Annotated in this window: 16 protein-coding genes; 5 read left to right on the plus strand and 11 right to left on the minus strand. The window is 60.5% G+C overall.

From position 1 onward, the window contains the following. Nucleotides 1-5 precede the first annotated feature (5 nt). From JNB85_RS10030 to JNB85_RS10055, 6 genes are all read right to left on the minus strand, one after another. Nucleotides 6-785: an ABC transporter ATP-binding protein gene (locus tag JNB85_RS10030; RefSeq protein ID WP_220334174.1), complete on the minus strand. Its 780-nt coding sequence runs from the start codon at nucleotides 783-785 to the stop codon at nucleotides 6-8. Further along, nucleotides 782-1564, minus strand: a complete 783-nt coding sequence (locus JNB85_RS10035) for an ABC transporter ATP-binding protein (RefSeq protein ID WP_220334175.1) — start codon at nucleotides 1562-1564, stop codon at nucleotides 782-784. The genes JNB85_RS10030 and JNB85_RS10035 overlap by 4 nt, the downstream gene beginning before the upstream one ends. After that, entirely contained in the window at nucleotides 1561-2391 is an 831-nt protein-coding gene (locus JNB85_RS10040; protein WP_220334176.1) for an ABC transporter permease, read from the minus strand. Before JNB85_RS10040 ends, JNB85_RS10035 begins: the two co-directional genes overlap by 4 nt. Next, complete coding sequence (locus JNB85_RS10045) at nucleotides 2388-3377, minus strand: ABC transporter permease (protein ID WP_220334177.1); 990 nt, start codon at nucleotides 3375-3377, stop codon at nucleotides 2388-2390. Before JNB85_RS10045 ends, JNB85_RS10040 begins: the two co-directional genes overlap by 4 nt. A gap of 40 nt (nucleotides 3378-3417) precedes the next feature. Further along, nucleotides 3418-5028, minus strand: a complete 1611-nt coding sequence (locus JNB85_RS10050; RefSeq protein ID WP_220334178.1) for an ABC transporter substrate-binding protein — start codon at nucleotides 5026-5028, stop codon at nucleotides 3418-3420. Between the two features lie 105 nt (nucleotides 5029-5133). Continuing rightward, nucleotides 5134-5469, minus strand: a complete 336-nt coding sequence (locus JNB85_RS10055; RefSeq protein WP_220334179.1) for a hypothetical protein — start codon at nucleotides 5467-5469, stop codon at nucleotides 5134-5136. Between the two features lie 87 nt (nucleotides 5470-5556). On the opposite strand from JNB85_RS10055, the gene JNB85_RS10060 reads away from it, so the two are divergent. After that, a complete protein-coding gene (locus tag JNB85_RS10060; protein ID WP_220334180.1) occupies nucleotides 5557-6888 on the plus strand; it encodes an LLM class flavin-dependent oxidoreductase in 1332 nt (443 codons plus the stop codon). Nucleotides 6889-6970: 82 nt separating this feature from the next. On the opposite strand, the gene JNB85_RS10065 is transcribed toward JNB85_RS10060, so the two are convergent. From JNB85_RS10065 to JNB85_RS10085, 5 genes are all read right to left on the minus strand, one after another. Continuing rightward, a complete protein-coding gene (locus JNB85_RS10065) occupies nucleotides 6971-7300 on the minus strand; it encodes a DUF6665 family protein (protein WP_220334181.1) in 330 nt (109 codons plus the stop codon). Between the two features lie 18 nt (nucleotides 7301-7318). Next, nucleotides 7319-7471, minus strand: coding sequence for a hypothetical protein (locus JNB85_RS10070; RefSeq protein WP_220334182.1), 153 nt, complete (start codon nucleotides 7469-7471; stop codon nucleotides 7319-7321). Between the two features lie 129 nt (nucleotides 7472-7600). Continuing rightward, on the minus strand, nucleotides 7601-8242 hold the full coding sequence (locus JNB85_RS10075; protein WP_220334183.1) for a ThuA domain-containing protein: 642 nt from the start codon (nucleotides 8240-8242) through the stop codon (nucleotides 7601-7603). A 16-nt stretch (nucleotides 8243-8258) separates the two neighbouring features. After that, nucleotides 8259-9362, minus strand: a complete 1104-nt coding sequence (locus JNB85_RS10080; RefSeq protein ID WP_220334184.1) for a Gfo/Idh/MocA family protein — start codon at nucleotides 9360-9362, stop codon at nucleotides 8259-8261. Nucleotides 9363-9395: 33 nt separating this feature from the next. Continuing rightward, nucleotides 9396-10595 carry an ROK family transcriptional regulator gene (locus tag JNB85_RS10085; protein ID WP_220334185.1) on the minus strand — a complete coding sequence of 400 codons (1200 nt, stop codon included), beginning with the start codon at nucleotides 10593-10595 and terminating at the stop codon, nucleotides 9396-9398. Nucleotides 10596-10798: 203 nt separating this feature from the next. Between JNB85_RS10085 and JNB85_RS10090 the strand changes: the two genes are divergently transcribed. From JNB85_RS10090 to JNB85_RS10105, 4 genes are all read left to right on the plus strand, one after another. Then, nucleotides 10799-12103 (plus strand): ABC transporter substrate-binding protein, encoded by a 1305-nt coding sequence (locus JNB85_RS10090; protein ID WP_220334186.1) that lies wholly within the window; start codon nucleotides 10799-10801, stop codon nucleotides 12101-12103. A gap of 81 nt (nucleotides 12104-12184) precedes the next feature. Further along, entirely contained in the window at nucleotides 12185-13129 is a 945-nt protein-coding gene (locus JNB85_RS10095; protein ID WP_220334187.1) for a carbohydrate ABC transporter permease, read from the plus strand. Further along, nucleotides 13122-13970 carry a carbohydrate ABC transporter permease gene (locus JNB85_RS10100; RefSeq protein WP_220334188.1) on the plus strand — a complete coding sequence of 283 codons (849 nt, stop codon included), beginning with the start codon at nucleotides 13122-13124 and terminating at the stop codon, nucleotides 13968-13970. Before JNB85_RS10095 ends, JNB85_RS10100 begins: the two co-directional genes overlap by 8 nt. Before the next feature lie 23 nt (nucleotides 13971-13993). After that, nucleotides 13994-15067, plus strand: a complete 1074-nt coding sequence (locus tag JNB85_RS10105) for an ABC transporter ATP-binding protein (RefSeq protein ID WP_220334189.1) — start codon at nucleotides 13994-13996, stop codon at nucleotides 15065-15067. The last annotated feature ends 54 nt before the right edge of the window (nucleotides 15068-15121 follow it).

Consider the following 15121-nt stretch of genomic DNA (forward strand, 5'->3'; position numbering starts at 1 on the left):
CTCCTTCAATCGGGTTCGGTCACGAGGCGCGGCACGGCTGCGACGAGCCGGCGCGCCGCTTCGGATCGCGGTACCGTGACGACATCGGCCGCCGGTCCTTCCTCGACAATCTGGCCGGCATCCATGACGGCGATACGATGCGCGATCGCCCGCACCACTGCAAGATCATGGGAGATGAAGAGATAGGCAAGGCCGCGCTCGCGCTGCAGCGCCACCAACAGTTCGAGGATACGGCCACGAATGGTGACGTCGAGCGCGGAGACGGCCTCGTCCAGCACCAGCAAAGATGGCCTCGGGGCAATGGCCCGGGCAATGGCAACGCGCTGGCGCTGCCCTCCCGAAAGCGTGTAGACCGGGCGTGAGGCAAAGGCGGCGGGGAGACCGACACGTTCGAGCAGCGTGATGATTTCTGTCAGCCGTTGCTTGCTGTTGGCGATGCCGTGGATGCGCAGCGGGTCGCCCAGAACCGAGGCGACAGAGGCCAGCGGGTTAAAAGCCGCAAGCGTATCCTGAAACACCATCTGCATGCGCGCTCGCCTGCGCCGCAGTTCTGCGCCGCGAAGTGAGAGCCAGTCTTCTCCCTCAAAGCGGATGGAGCCGGAATCGGGCTCTATCAGGCGCAGGAGCACGCGCGACAAAGTCGATTTTCCGCTGCCCGAAGCGCCAACCAGTCCCAACGTCTCGCCTGCTGCAATTCTCAGCGAAACATTGTCGAGAGCGGCAACATGCCGGCCTGTTGTGGAATAGGTCTTCGACAATCCGTCGATAGTCAAAAGCTCGCTCATGGGGCCACTTCTGCAATCAGCGGCGGCGTGGAAAGATCGCGATGGCTGGCAATAAGGGCGGCGGTATAGCTCTCTGCCGGCGACGACAGAACCGACCGGATAGTGCCGGCTTCGACCAGTTCTCCATTACGGAAGACGGCGATGCGATCGGCGAAACCGGAGGCGATCGCGATATCATGGGTGATGAAGAGCAGTGTCATGCCTTCTTCCCGCACCAGTCCGTCGAGCAGGTCGACGATTTCAGCCTGTACCACCACGTCGAGTGCGCTGGTCGCCTCGTCGGCGATCAGCAAGGCGGGCTTGGCTGCAATCGCCGCGGCAATCGCCACGCGCTGCCGTTGGCCGCCTGAAAGCTGGTGCGGGAAGGCGCGCATGGCGCTTGCGGGCTGCGGCAAGCGCACCCGCTCCAGAAGTTCTTCGGCATGGGCACAGGCCTGCCGCCAACCGAGGCGGAGGTGTCTTTCGGCAGCTTCGGCAACCTGCTCACCGATGGTTAGCACCGGATTGAGGCTGGTGCCCAGATCCTGAAACACAAAACCGATATCGCGGCCGGGTACCGGAGCGCGGCCGAGTGCTGGCCATGTTATTTCGCCTTCGATCCTGGCCCGCTCCGGCAAAAGACCGGCGAGCGTGCGGGCAAGCGTACTTTTGCCCGAACCGCTCTCGCCAATGAGCGCCAGCCTCTCACCCCTGACAATGTCGAGGTCGACGGCTCCCAGCGCCGCCTCCCGTCCGTAGCGGACAGTAAGGCTTCTCACGCTGCAGAAGGGCGGGCTCATCGGGAGCCTCCGTCAGAACCAAGCACCTTAGTCAGGCCCTCGCTGAAGAGATGGACGCCGACGACGGTGACCGCCAGCGTCAGGCCAGGCAGAACCGAAAGATAGGCGGCCGAGCGCAATACGCTGCGGCCTTCGGCGATCATCGAGCCCCAAGTGGCGAGATTGGGATTGCCGAGACCGAGGAAGGAAAGGGCTGCTTCCGTGAGGATTGCGCCGGCAACGATTGTGGCCGACAGCGCCAGCACCGGCGGAAGGGCATTCGGCAGGATTTCCTTAAAGGCGATCTCGGCCGGATGCATCCCGATCACACGCGCGGCTGAGACATAATCCCGCTCCCGGATGGACAGCACCTGTGCCCGCGTCAGCCGCGCCGGATCGGCCCAGGTGCCAAGCGCGATGGCAAAGACGACGACGGGCGTCGACACGCCGATAGTGCTGACGAAGGCGAGCGCCAGCAGAAAGCCCGGAACGATCTGAAAGGCGTCAGCCACACGCATCAGTGTCTCGTCGACCAACCCGCCGGCAAAACCCGCGGCCATGCCGACAAAGAGACCGAGCACCATGGCGGAGAGGGCGGCGGCAATCCCGACAGCAAGCGAAGTCCGCGCGCCGTGGAGAAGGCCGGCGAGTACATCGCGGCCCAATCGGTCCGTGCCGAGCGGCAGGCCCGGATCGGAGAAGGGCGGAAGCAACGCCCGGCCAGCAATACGCAGCGGATCCCCCGGCGATATTATCGGGGCCAGCAGGCCGGCAATGAACAGAGCCGCCAGGATGACGAGCCCGATCGTGCCTTCTGGGCTCCGCAGGAAACGCCTGAGCAAGGTCATACGCAGCCCTCCGAGGCACCGATGCGCGGATCTAGCGCCGCATAAACGAGATCGACGATGAAATTGACGCAGATGACGAGAACGGCGCTCGTGACGATGATACCCATCAAGAGAGGCGCATCGCGTCCGTTGACGGCCTCCTGCGCCAGCCTGCCGAAGCCCGGGATGGCAAAGACGCTCTCGATGACGACGCTGCCGCCTAGCATGGCGGCGGACTGCAGGCCGAGCATGGCGACAAGCGGCAGGAGCGCATTGCGCGCGACGTGCCGAAGCACGATGCGGCTGCGTGACAGGCCTTTTGCGCGGGCAAACAGCACGAAATCGAGCTTCCAGGCTTCCGCCATGCCGGATCGCATGACCCGCAAGAACAGCGCGAGGTAGATAAAGGCGAGAGCGCCGACCGGCAGGGCAAGATGTTGTGCGATATCGAGCGCGCGTGAAAACCCGGTTTTCCCGGACGCAATGGTTTCGATACCGGCGATCGGCAGCCAACGCAGCTTGACCGAAAAGAGGATGCTGAACACCAGCCCCAGCCAGAAGCTCGGGATGGCATAGACGATCAGCGAGCCGGTCGAGAGAAGACGATCACATAGGCTGCCTGGCTTCGCGCCGGCGAGGATACCGAGCGTCGAACCCAGTCCGAAGGACAGTGCCGTGGCACTGCCCATCAGGAGAAGCGTGTTCGGCAGCCTCTCGACGATCAGATCTCGCACCGGGCGGTTGAAGGCGACTGACCAGCCGAGATCGAGGCGGGCGAGCGAAGACAGATAGAGCCAGAGGCGGGCAAAGACCGATTGGTCGAGGCCGTAGCTTTCCCGCAGCGACTTGACGAGTGCGGCGTCGCCACCACCGATCGAACCGAGATAGGCGTCGACAGCGTCGCCGGAGGCGGATTCCAGCAGGAAAAAACTGAAGATCACCACGATCAGCAGCACCGGAATGCTGCTGATGATCCTACGTCTCAGGAGGAGAAGTGCACGTTTCACGCCGGATGAGGCCCCTGCAGCAATTGCACCTTCGACCCTATCACGATTGCAGCGCTGTATCTCCCCAGTTCGAAACCGCCCAACGCGGATTGTCGGAGACGTTCAGCACCGTATCGCGGGCGACCGTGATGAAGCCCCATTCGGCGACGTTGATCAGCGGCAATTCTGCCACCACGAGCTGCTGGAACTTATAATAGAGGTCGGTGCGTGCGGCCGTATCCACGGTCTCGGACGCCTGCTTAATGATCTTGTCGAGCTCGGCACTCACGTAGCCGCCCTGGTTGGAGAAGGGCACGCCATCAGGCGTTCCGGACTGGACGAGGATCGTGGTGGAAATCGCTGGATCGCCGCGGAAGACCGGCGGTCCGACGGCGATATCGAAGTCGTGGTCGGTATAGACGGCTTTCTGGTGGGCGGCCGCATCGGCATTGACGATGACGGCATCGATGCCGACCGCCGCAAGCGCCTGGCGCAGGTAATCACCGAACTGGCGCGTCTCGTTGAAATAGGGTGCCGGACGTAGCTTGAGCTGGAACCGATTGCCATCAGGGCTTCTGGTATAGCCGCCCTGGTCCAGCAGCTCGTTTGCCGCCTTCACGTCGAAATTATAGTTGGCGACATCGGCGGTGTAGAATTCTTTAGAATTCTTCGGAACAGGGCCAGTGGATTCCGTCGCGTAGCCGAGGAAGATCGTATCGACGACGAACTTCTTGTCGATCGCGTGGGCAATCGCCTGACGGACCCTGAGATCGGAGAGCTCCTTGCGGCGATGGTTGATCTCGACGACGAGCTGATAGGTGAGCGCCTCATAGCCCTTAGAAATCACTTTGATGCCATCGACCTTGGAGATGCGGTCGAGATCGGCAAGCGGTACGGCTGAGAAGGCGGCAAGATGGATTTCCTCGGCTTCGAGGGCCGCACCCGCCGATTCACGGTCGGGCAGCACGCGGTAGACGATTTCGTTGAGCTTCGGCTCGCCCTTCTGCCAATAGTTCTCGTTACGCGTCAGCCGATAATATTCGCCGGGCTTGTATTCGGCGAACTTGAACGGGCCGGTGCCGATAAGCGTATTGCTGGCCGGGTTCTTGGCGATATCGGTACCTTCGAAAATATGCTTAGGGACGACGCTGGTAACAGCCGGAAGCGCATTGCGGATGAGCTGGAAGGGCGTCGGCTTCGAGAATCGGAAGATCGCCGTGTGGTCGTCAGGTGTATCGACTGCTTGCAGATTGGCGAAGACCAGGCGACCGAGGTTCTGGAGTGGCTTCCAGACGTTGAGCGCGGAGAAGGCGACGTCGGCCGAGGTGAATGGCTTGCCGTCATGCCAGGTGGTGTTGTCGCGCAGCTTGAAGGTGACGGAGAGCCCGTCGGCTGAGCCTTCCCAGGATGTAGCCAGACGCGGCGCCAGACCGTCCGAGCCTTCGTAGGAGGCCTCCGCGAGTGGTTCGATCACCTTGCTCGCGATGAAGAAGACGCCGTTTGAGGCGACGATGGCGGGATTGAGGTTCTTCGGCTCGGAATCAGCTGCGACGATCAGACGCCCGCCGGCAGGTACATCCTGCGCCAGCGCAATACGCGACAATGCCGTCGTTCCGAGAAGCAGTGCCGTGCTCTTCAGCAGGCCGCGCCGAGAGATATCTGCAATAGTCATGCCCCCTCCTGATACTCAAGAAATTCAACGATCTATATTCGAGCTGAAACCGTAAGTGTGACAGGAATTAAATTCGAACAGGACGGCCAGGCGAGATATTTTTTGTCACCCAGCCATTATTTTTTTCCAATGGCTGCTGCCGACAAGCTGTGGTGTTTTGGCGCTGAAGTCGCGATATGCCGCTTCCGGATGCGGTGCGATTAGCCTGGGCTCATTACCGCTGAACTCTTTGCACAGCGAATCCTGCCGGTAATCGGTATTGCAGAGCCGCGCTTCTGCAAACTCCGGCATCAGTATATCGGCGTGATGTTTCCACGCCCGGATCGCGCAGCGTGTGCGGCGCGCACTTTGCGCCAGCACGGTTACTCGCATAGAGATCAGCGTGCCGGAGAAACTGCCGCCAGAAAATGCCGGTACCGATCTCGAATTGCTGTGTGCCAACGCCTACGTAACCCGAACGGATACGTCATTCCGGCATCCGCATTAAGTTGAGGGGCGCCCGCTTCGCGCCGATCCATGAGGAAAAAGATGACCCGTTCACGGCAGTTGCGCCTCGGCGCCTTTATGCGTCCCGTCAGCCTGCATACCGGCGCATGGCGCTATCCCGGGTCCTATCCGGATGCGAATTTCAACTTCGCACATATCAAGTCTTTCGCGCAGAAGCTGGAAGCCGCAAAGTTTGACGCCTTCTTCATGGCAGATCACCTTGCAGTGCTGAACATGCCGGTGGAGGCGCTGAAGCGCAGCCACACCGTCACGTCCTTCGAGCCCTTCACGCTGCTGTCGGCACTCGCTGCCGTTACCGAGAGGATCGGGCTGGCCGCGACGGCGTCGACCACCTTCGATGAGCCTTACCATGTTGCTCGCCGCTTCGCTTCGCTCGACCATATCAGCAACGGCCGCGCAGCCTGGAATATCGTCACCACATCCAACCCCGATGCTGCCCTTAATTTCGGCCTCGACGAACATGTGGAGCACGGTGAGCGCTACAAGCGGGCGCGTGAATTCTATGACGTCGTCACTGGCCTCTGGGACAGCTTTGCCGACGACGCATTCATTCGTCACCGCGAGAGCGGAATTTATCTCGATCCCGAAAAAATGCATATCCTCAACCACAAGGGCGAGGAACTGAGCGTGCGTGGGCCGTTGAATATCGCCCGTCCGGTTCAGGGCTGGCCTGTCATCGTGCAGGCAGGTCAGTCTGATCCCGGCCGGCAGCTGGCTGCCGAAACAGCCGAAGTGGTCTTCTGTTCGCCGCGCGATCTTGACGGCGGCAAGGCACTCTATGCGGATATCAAGGGGCGGATGCAGGCTATCGGCCGCAACCCTGACCATCTGAAAATGTTGCCCGCCGCTTTCGTCGTCATCGGGGACAGTATTGAGGAGGCACGGACTAAACGGCTGTCGCTCGATAGCCTCGTCCACTACGACAGCGCCATCGCGTCGCTTTCGATCGCGCTCGGCCACGATGCTTCCGCTTTCGATCCGGATGCGCCGCTGCCCAAAGATATTCCTGAGACCAATGCCAGCAAGACCGGTCGCGCCCAGGTCATCAAGCTGGCGCAGGAGGAAAACTTGACCGTCCGCCAGCTTGCCCAGCGTTATGGCGGCTACTCGGGCCTCGCGTTCGTCGGTACGCCCAAGAGCATCGCCGACGAGATGGAGCGCTGGCTGGACGAGGAAGGATCCGATGGATTCAACGTCGTCTTTCCCTACCTGCCGCAAGGGCTCGACGACGTGACGACACGCCTAGTGCCTGAATTGCAGCGGCGTGGCATATTCCGCAATGAATATGAGGGCACGACATTACGAGAGCATCTTGGCCTGCCGCGGCCGAAAAATCGTTTCTTCTCCGATTAAGGCGGTTTCTGAAGTCTTCGCATGCAACCGCGTCGTTTGCTGAACGGGCACCATCGTGTCGGCACAAACCGGCTAGTTGCTTCTACTTCCTGACGATGCCCACCCGCGCCAGCACCTCGCCAGGGATGCCATAGCGCTGGATAATATCCTTGTTGTTGCGCAGGCCGCAGATCTCACGCTGGACAAACAGCCCCCAGACGGCGTCGGATGCTTCGTTGACAAGCGTTTCCCGCTGCTCAGCGCTGTGGCGATCGGGGTTCCACGCCTTTAATGCAGCGAGCGCCGACTCGACTTTCAGCCCGTTGCGTCCAAGCGAGCTCGCCCGCTCCGACATCATCTCGTATTCGAGCACATCCACGCCGCCTTCTGCCGAAACCGACTGTCTTAAGGATTGCGGTGGACGAAGGCTCATCGGACTGTCCCTCGCTGGTTATGGCGCCGGCGCGCCCGTGACCTGGAAATAGGCCCAGGCGGCGGCAAAGACGATGATCACGACCGCGATAATCATCAGCTTGCGAAGCATGGGGTTGGGTGCTTTGCGCGGGGGCTTCGGCTTGCGAAACTTGATAACGTTGTCGCTCATCGTCTTGCTGTTCGGTTCGTTCTTCCCACAGCAGTAACGCATATCGACGGGCTTTGGCACCCGTGTCCCGTCCAAATATACGCTTTTATGTGAGAGCTGCCGGCGGATACCGGCAGCTTCGAAACCCGATCAGCGGGCAGCCCAGTTGGCGCCGCGGCGGAAAATCGTCTTCATCTGCGGCACGTCGAATTCCTTGGCGACATGGCCGAGGGAGGAGTAGAAGACGCGACCCTTGCCATATTTCCGCTTCCAGACGACCGGCATGGTCACGCCGTCGATCCAGTAGGCATGTTCGCCGGTGAAGGTCGTCGTCGCGAGCACCTCGTTCGAGGGATCGACATGCATGTAATACTGCTCGGAATTATACGGGAAATCGGTGATCCCCTCCATCAGCGGGTCGTCCGGCCGGGTGATGTTGACGGTGTAGTCGATGATATTGCCGGGATGAGCAACCCATTGGCCGCCGATGATGAACTGGTATTCCGTCGATTCGCGGAAGCTGTCGCCGGCGCCGCCGTGATAGCCGGCAATACCGACGCCGCTTTCGATGGCGGCAGCGAGGTTCTTCACCTCCTCCTTCTCGATCTTCGACATGGTGATGACGGGAACGATGAGGCTCAGATCATGGATCGACGGATCGGCGAAGGCCTCCGTGCTGTGCTCAACATAGACTTTGAAGCCGTCTTCCTCGAGCATGTCCTTGATGATCGCGGCGCATTGTTCCGGTTCGTGGCCTGCCCAGCCGCCCCAGACGATCAGTGCTTCACGCATGTATTCCTCCTGAATGTTATTTGCCGAGCAGTCCGTCGACGAGAGATTGAGAAAGCGGAGCAGGGCGCTCCGTTGTCGTGGTGAGTGTCACCGTGCTGCCGGTGTCGGACGCCTTCTGAAAGGCTTCCATGACTTCGAGTACGTGCAGCGCCAGGTCGCCGTTTGCGCGGTGCGGCCGGTTCGACCGGATGGCGTGGGCGAGATCGGCGACACCGAGTGAACGATAATTGCCGTCGGCATAGGGCAGGGTTACGGGCTGTTCCTCGAACTGGCCGCCCTTTTTCAGATATTCGACTGTCCCGCCGAAATGGTTCGGGTCGGGCACGATCAGCGTGCCTTCGGTACCGTAGACCTCGAGCGGCACGTGCTTGTGGCCGGCGACATCGAAGCTCATGCCGATCTGCACGACAGCGCCGTTGGCGAAAGCCATGACGCCGGTCACGTGGGTCGGAATATGCACGGGAATGCGCTCACCGTTGCGCGGCTCGCTGGTGATGATGCGCTCATTGCGGGGCGTGACCGCAAAACCGGCGACCCTCGCAACCGGCCCCAAAAGGTTGACGAGGTCGGTGATGTAGTAGGGCCCCATATCGAGCATCGGGCCACCGCCGACTTCGTAATAGAAGGCCGGATTGGGATGCCAGCGCTCGTGGCCGGGACACATGAAGGTGGCGGTGCCGCCGACCGGAATGCCGATGACGCCCCCGTCGATCAAGGCGCGGGCGGTCTGATGGCCGCCGCCGAGGAAGGTATCGGGTGCTGCGCCGATGCGAAGGCCCTTGGCCTTGGCGGCGTCCGCCAATTTTTTCCCTTCCTCGAAATTAATCCCGAGCGGTTTTTCCGAATAGGTGTGTTTACCAGCGTCCAGCGCCTGCAAGCCGACGGCGACGTGAGCCTTTGGAATGGTGAGGTTGACGATGATCTCGACCTTGGGATCGGCGAAAAGTTCTTCGGCCGTCCTGGTCTGAAGGTTGAATTCGGCCGCCTTCGCCTCTGCAAGATCACGATTGAGGTCGGCCAGTCCGCGGATGTCGAGGATCGGGAATGCCGATGTCATCGCCTTCAGGTAGGCGCCCGAAATATTGCCGCAGCCAATAATGCCGATGCCGACTTTTTCCATCATATCCTCCGATAAATGTTGGGGTTTTGCGCGTCAGAGCGCCGGTCCCGTCGTACTCCAGGGCGATTCGTAGAGTTCGTAGAGGGCAACAGCGGCGGCGCCCTGTGCCCAGAAGTCGTCGGTCGAGTCGTCGAAAACGAGTTCACTGACGCCCTTCAGGGATGGCGGGATAGCGAGTTCGTAGGCCTCTCGCAGGCTGTTGAGGAAGGGCTCGCCCAGCGCAAGCGAGGAGCCGACGAGAATGACGCGCGGCGGCGCAAACAGCGTGACAATATTCGCGACGGTCAGCCCTACCGCCTCGCCGGCGCGCACCGCCGCAGCGATCAGCCGGTCGTCGTCAGCCTGAATCAGTGCCTTCACATGCGTCATACCGCGGCCGAGGCGCACTGCTTCGGCAAAGCGTCCATCGGCCTGCTGTTCGCCGAGAATAGCACTTTCGCCGGCTTGGCTGGAAAGGCGCACTACGCCCTGCTGTCCCATGCCGAGGACGAGATCGCCGAGATTGTGGCTGAGGCCGCCGGCACCGCGGAAAAGCTGGTTGTCATGCAGCACGCCGAGGCCCAGCGTCTGCTCCAGCGCGATCAGAACCATGTCTTCCAGATCACGGGCCTTTCCGAACCAGTGATGGCCAAGCGTGATGGCGTGCGCGTCGCTTTCGATAATCGTCGGCGTCGACAGGCGGCCCGACATTTCCATAGCAAAATCAATGTTGACTTCGCGGAATATCGGGCTCGAACGGATATGGCCAGTACGGTGCTCGATGACCCCGGGAAGCGCCAGGCATATGCTGTCGATATCGTCGAGCGATAGGCCGATATCGACGACACAGCGCCGTACGCCATCCTCGATGAGATCGGCAATAACGGCGATCGGCTGGCGATCGATGCGGATTGGCAGCGTCAGCTTGGAGAGCACGTCCCCACGGAAATTGGTGACGGCGAAAACCATACGGCTGGCCGCGATCTTGGCGCCAACCACACGGGCGGCATCCGGATTGAGCTCCAGCATTACGCGAGGCCTTCCGCGTACGGCCTCATTGCGGATATCGCCTTCATGACGCGGCAGGATCAGCCCATCGTCGAGCAACGAGGCGGTGATGGCGGAAACCGTCGTCGTCGAGAGCTCCGTACGCTCACTGATCTGGATACGGGAGATCGGACCGTGACGCCGGATCGTGTCGAGCACATTCAAGCGGTTGATCGCACGCATCAATTCGGGATCTGCAGTTTTCATGAAAACGAGCCAGGCAATCGGTTATTGGGCAAAAGGACCCAATATTTTTAACGGGTTACGAAATAAATAGCAGTCAATTACGGTGCGCTGTCAAGCGAATTAGATGAAAAATACAGCAGTTGGGTTGACAATAGGCAAAAGCTCCGTTGAATTAATCCGCATAGGGGAAAAATTGTGAGGATAGGTCCCCTGGGAGGAAAATCATGAATTTCATGTTGAAGAGCTCCGCTTTCGGCGGCAGGCGCATCGCATCCATGGCCGTGGCAACCGGCATGCTATTGGCAGGAGCCGGTGCTGCCTCTGCGACGACGGCGGTCAAGTGGCTGCATCTCGAAAGCGATCCGAAAAACGTCGCGGTCTGGGAAGATATCGCCAAGAAATATGAAGCCCAGCATCCCGACGTCGATATCCAGATGCAGTTCCTTGAAAACGAGGCCTTCAAGGCCAAGCTTCCGACAATGCTGCAGTCCGACGACGTGCCCGATTTCTTCTTCAGCTGGGGCGGCGGCGTCTTGAAACAGCAGTCCGAAACCGGCGCGCTTCAGGATCTGACGACAGCCCTCGATGCCGATGGTGGCAAACTGCGCAATGCCTATACCCCCGCTTCGGTCGATGGGCTGACCTTCGACGGCAAGACCTGGGCCATCCCCTACAAGGTCGGCCTGGTCAGCTTCTTCTATAACAAGGCGCTGTTTGCCAAGGCCGGAGTCAAAGCCGAGGACATCAAGAGCTGGTCTGATTTTCTCGAAGCGGTGAAAAAGATCAAGGCAGCCGGCATCGTGCCGATTGCCGGAGGCGGCGGCGAGAAATGGCCGATCCATTTCTACTGGAGCTATCTCGTCATGCGCGAGGGCGGCCAGAAGGTCTTCGAAGCGGCCAAGAACGGCGAAGGCGAAGGTTTTCTTGACCCCGCGATCATCAAAGCGGGCGATGACCTCGCCGAGCTCGGCAAGCTCGAGCCTTTCCAGCCAGGCTATCTCGGCGCAACCTGGCCGCAGACGCTCGGTGTCTTCGGCGACGGCAAGGCCGCGATGATCCTCGGCTTTGAAGCGACCGAGGCCAACCAGCGCAAGAATGCCGGCGACGGCAAGGGTCTTGCACCCGACAATATCGGCCGTTTCGATTTTCCTGCGGTCGACGGCGGCGCCGGCAAGCCGACCGATACACTCGGCGGGTTGAACGGCTGGGCCGTTACCAAGAAGGCATCCAAGGAAGCGATCGATTTCCTCGCCTTCCTGACGAACGCCGAGAATGAGCGGGCGATGGCCAAATTGGGCATGCTTCTGCCCGTAGCTGTCGGCGCCGATGACGGCGTCGTCAACCCGCTGCTTGCTGAATCTGCAAAAGAGCTTGCTGCATCGACCTGGCATCAAAACTTCTTCGACCAGGATCTCGGTGCGGCCGTCGGCCGTGTCGTCAACGACGTGGCGGTGGAGATCGTCTCCGGCCAGATGAATTCCAAGGACGGCGCTCAGATGATCCAGGATGCTTTCGAACTGGAGCAATAACCTGCGCCTGCAGAACCTTTCCCGGCGCTCCCAAAAGCGGAGCGCCGGCACCGCTGCCGACGAGATACGAAAGCAGGAATCATGGCCAATATTTCAGTCCCCTCGATGTCAGCCACGGCAAGTCCGGCAAGACGAGCACGAGCCGCAAACCGGAAAAGTTCGGTCGCCCACGACCGGCTGGCCGTGCTTTTACTCTTTCTGCCGCCGGCGCTGCTGCTCTTTACGCTGTTCGTCATCATGCCGATGGGTGAGGCCGCCTGGTACAGCCTCTATAAGTGGAACGGCTACGGCACGCCGACCGACTTCATCGGCCTGCGCAATTTCGAGGTCCTGTTTCGAAACGCCGCTTTCACTCAGGCGCTGATCAATAACGGCCTGATCATCGTCATCTCGATCTGCATCCAGGTGCCGCTTGCCATCTGGCTGGCGACCATGCTTGCCCATCGCATTCCAGGCGTCGTCGGCTTCCGCCTGATTTTCTTCCTGCCCTATGTGCTTGCCGACGTTGCGGCGGGCCTCATCTGGCGCTTCGTCTATGACGGAGACTACGGCCTATTTGCCGCCGTCTCGAATTTCTTCGGCTTCGCCAATCCCTATGTGCTCGCCGACAAGGATGTGGCGATCTATGCCGTACTCGGCGTCATAGTCTGGAAATATTTCGGCTTTCACATGATGCTGTTCATCGCGGGCCTGCAATCGGTCGACAAGAACGTGCTGGAGGCCGCCGAAATCGACGGCGCCACCGGTTGGCAGAAATTTCGTTACGTCACCCTGCCGCTGCTCGGCTCGACCCTGCGTCTTTCGATTTTCTTCGCCGTAGTCGGCTCGCTGCAGCTCTTCGACATGATCATGCCGCTGACGGGCGGCGGCCCGTCCAATTCCACGCAGACGATGGTCACCTTTCTCTACACCTATGGCGTCATGCGCATGCAGGTGGGCTTGGGCAGCGCCGTCGGCGTCGTGCTCTTCATCATCTGCGTGACGCTCGCCTTCGGTTACAAAAGGATATTCATGCGTCATGACTGATATCAGCTCTTCAATCCGTGTGAGCGCGTCCACACGCATTTATCTCTACGTGTCGCTGAGCCTGATTGCCACAATCGTGCTCGTGCCGCTGCTGACGACGGCGCTCGGCGGTTTCAAGACACTGGGCGACCTGCGCACCAATCCCTTCGGCCTGCCGACGGAATGGCAGTGGGCGAACTATACGGATATTCTCTTCGGCGAACGCTACTGGCTGCAGATCGGTAATTCGCTTGTTATCGCAGCCCTCACCGTGCTCCTGACGCTGATCGTCTCGTCCATGGCGGCTTTCGCCTTCGCCCATGTCCGCTTCTTCGGCTCGTCCTTCCTGCTGAATTATTTCCTGCTGGGACTGATGTTTCCGGCGGCGACTGCGATCCTGCCGCTCTTCATCCGCATCCGCGATCTAGGCCTGTTGAATACCTACTGGGGCGTTGTGCTGCCGCAGGTGGCCTTCGGTCTCGGCATGAGCATCCTGCTGTTCAGGAACTATTTCCGCAATCTCCCGGAGGAATTGTTCCAGGCCGCTTTCGTCGATGGCTGCGGTTATCTGCGCTTCTTCTGGCATATTTCGCTGCCGCTTTCCCGTCCGATCGTTGCTACAGTCAGCATCATTTCCTTCGTCGGCAGCTGGAACAGCTACATCCTGCCGCTGATCATGCTGAACTCGGAATCCAAATATCCCTGGCCGCTCGGCATCATGGTCTATCGTGGCGAATACGGCACCGAGTGGCAATTGGTGCTGGCCTTCATCACGCTCACCATCCTGCCGACCATCATCGTCTTTTTCGCTGCCCAGAGGCACATCATCGCCGGATTGACCGCCGGCGCCGTGAAGTCCTGAGCCGAACCATTGGAGGTGCAATCATGGCATCCGTTTCACTGAACGATATTCGCAAGGCCTATGGCGCCGTTGACGTCATCCACGGCATTTCGCTTGACATCGAGGATGGGGAATTCGTCGCCCTCGTCGGGCCGTCCGGCTGCGGAAAGTCGACGCTGCTGCGGATGATCGCCGGCCTCGAAGAGATCACCGACGGCGAGATCGCCATCAACGGCAACGTCGTCAACGGCATGACGCCGCGCGAACGCAACATCGCCATGGTCTTCCAGTCCTACGCGCTCTATCCGCATATGACCGTCGCGGAAAACATGGGCTTCAACCTGAAGCTCGCCGGTGTCGCAAAGCCGCAAATCGAGGCGCGCGTTGCCGAGGCCGCCCGAATGCTCGATCTTGCCCAGCTTCTCGACCGCAAGCCGGCCCAGCTTTCCGGCGGTCAACGCCAGCGTGTCGCCATGGGCCGTGCTATTGTGCGAAATCCCGCCGTCTTCCTGTTCGACGAGCCGCTGTCCAATCTCGATGCCAAGTTGCGTGTGCAGATGCGCTCGGAAATCAAGACGTTGCACCAGAAGGTCAGGACCACCTCGATCTATGTCACGCACGACCAGATCGAGGCGATGACGCTTGCCGACCGCGTCGTCGTGCTCAATCAGGGCAGGGTGGAGCAGCAGGGTACGCCGCTCGAACTCTACAGGAAACCGGCCAATCTCTTCGTCGCCGCCTTCATCGGATCGCCGGCGATGAATATGCTTGACGGCACGGTGGACGGCGAAAACGGTGAGCCGGCAGCGCGCCTTTCGGACGGCACTGCAATCCGTATCGCCCCGGATAGGAAGGTTCGTCCTGGCCAGACGGTGACTATCGGCCTGCGCCCCGAGCATCTGACGCCGGGCGGCAAGGACGGAAATGCTCTTGCCGGGCAGACCCTGCTTGTCGAGCCGACCGGCGCTCAGACGCATGTCGTCTTCGATCTTGGCGGCCAGCCTGTAACGGCCGTCGTGGATGGAAATTATGCGGCCCGCTACGGCGCCCGTTTCGAAGCCAATATCGCCAGCGAGCAGATCCATGTCTTCGACCGCGGCACCGGTCTTGCGCTTTAAGCCTGAAGCATTGCGGACGGGCCGGCGTGTTTCGGCGCTCCCGAAATCACGTAA

This window comes from Rhizobium mesosinicum, assembly GCF_019511345.1.
GTDB classification, from domain to species: domain Bacteria; phylum Pseudomonadota; class Alphaproteobacteria; order Rhizobiales; family Rhizobiaceae; genus Rhizobium; species Rhizobium mesosinicum.

Excerpts from the sequence above, each read along its gene's own strand:
- JNB85_RS10030 (WP_220334174.1), bottom strand. The coding sequence starts at position 785 with ATGAGCGAGCTTTTGACTATCGACGGATTGTCGAAGACCTATTCCACA.
- JNB85_RS10035 (WP_220334175.1), bottom strand. The coding sequence starts at position 1,564 with ATGAGCCCGCCCTTCTGCAGCGTGAGAAGCCTTACTGTCCGCTACGGA.
- JNB85_RS10040 (WP_220334176.1), bottom strand. The coding sequence starts at position 2,391 with ATGACCTTGCTCAGGCGTTTCCTGCGGAGCCCAGAAGGCACGATCGGG.
- JNB85_RS10050 (WP_220334178.1), bottom strand. The coding sequence starts at position 5,028 with ATGACTATTGCAGATATCTCTCGGCGCGGCCTGCTGAAGAGCACGGCA.
- JNB85_RS10060 (WP_220334180.1), top strand. The coding sequence starts at position 5,557 with ATGACCCGTTCACGGCAGTTGCGCCTCGGCGCCTTTATGCGTCCCGTC.
- JNB85_RS10065 (WP_220334181.1), bottom strand. The coding sequence starts at position 7,300 with ATGAGCCTTCGTCCACCGCAATCCTTAAGACAGTCGGTTTCGGCAGAA.
- JNB85_RS10070 (WP_220334182.1), bottom strand. The coding sequence starts at position 7,471 with ATGAGCGACAACGTTATCAAGTTTCGCAAGCCGAAGCCCCCGCGCAAA.
- JNB85_RS10075 (WP_220334183.1), bottom strand. The coding sequence starts at position 8,242 with ATGCGTGAAGCACTGATCGTCTGGGGCGGCTGGGCAGGCCACGAACCG.
- JNB85_RS10080 (WP_220334184.1), bottom strand. The coding sequence starts at position 9,362 with ATGGAAAAAGTCGGCATCGGCATTATTGGCTGCGGCAATATTTCGGGC.
- JNB85_RS10085 (WP_220334185.1), bottom strand. The coding sequence starts at position 10,595 with ATGAAAACTGCAGATCCCGAATTGATGCGTGCGATCAACCGCTTGAAT.
- JNB85_RS10090 (WP_220334186.1), top strand. The coding sequence starts at position 10,799 with ATGAATTTCATGTTGAAGAGCTCCGCTTTCGGCGGCAGGCGCATCGCA.
- JNB85_RS10095 (WP_220334187.1), top strand. The coding sequence starts at position 12,185 with ATGGCCAATATTTCAGTCCCCTCGATGTCAGCCACGGCAAGTCCGGCA.
- JNB85_RS10100 (WP_220334188.1), top strand. The coding sequence starts at position 13,122 with ATGACTGATATCAGCTCTTCAATCCGTGTGAGCGCGTCCACACGCATT.
- JNB85_RS10105 (WP_220334189.1), top strand. The coding sequence starts at position 13,994 with ATGGCATCCGTTTCACTGAACGATATTCGCAAGGCCTATGGCGCCGTT.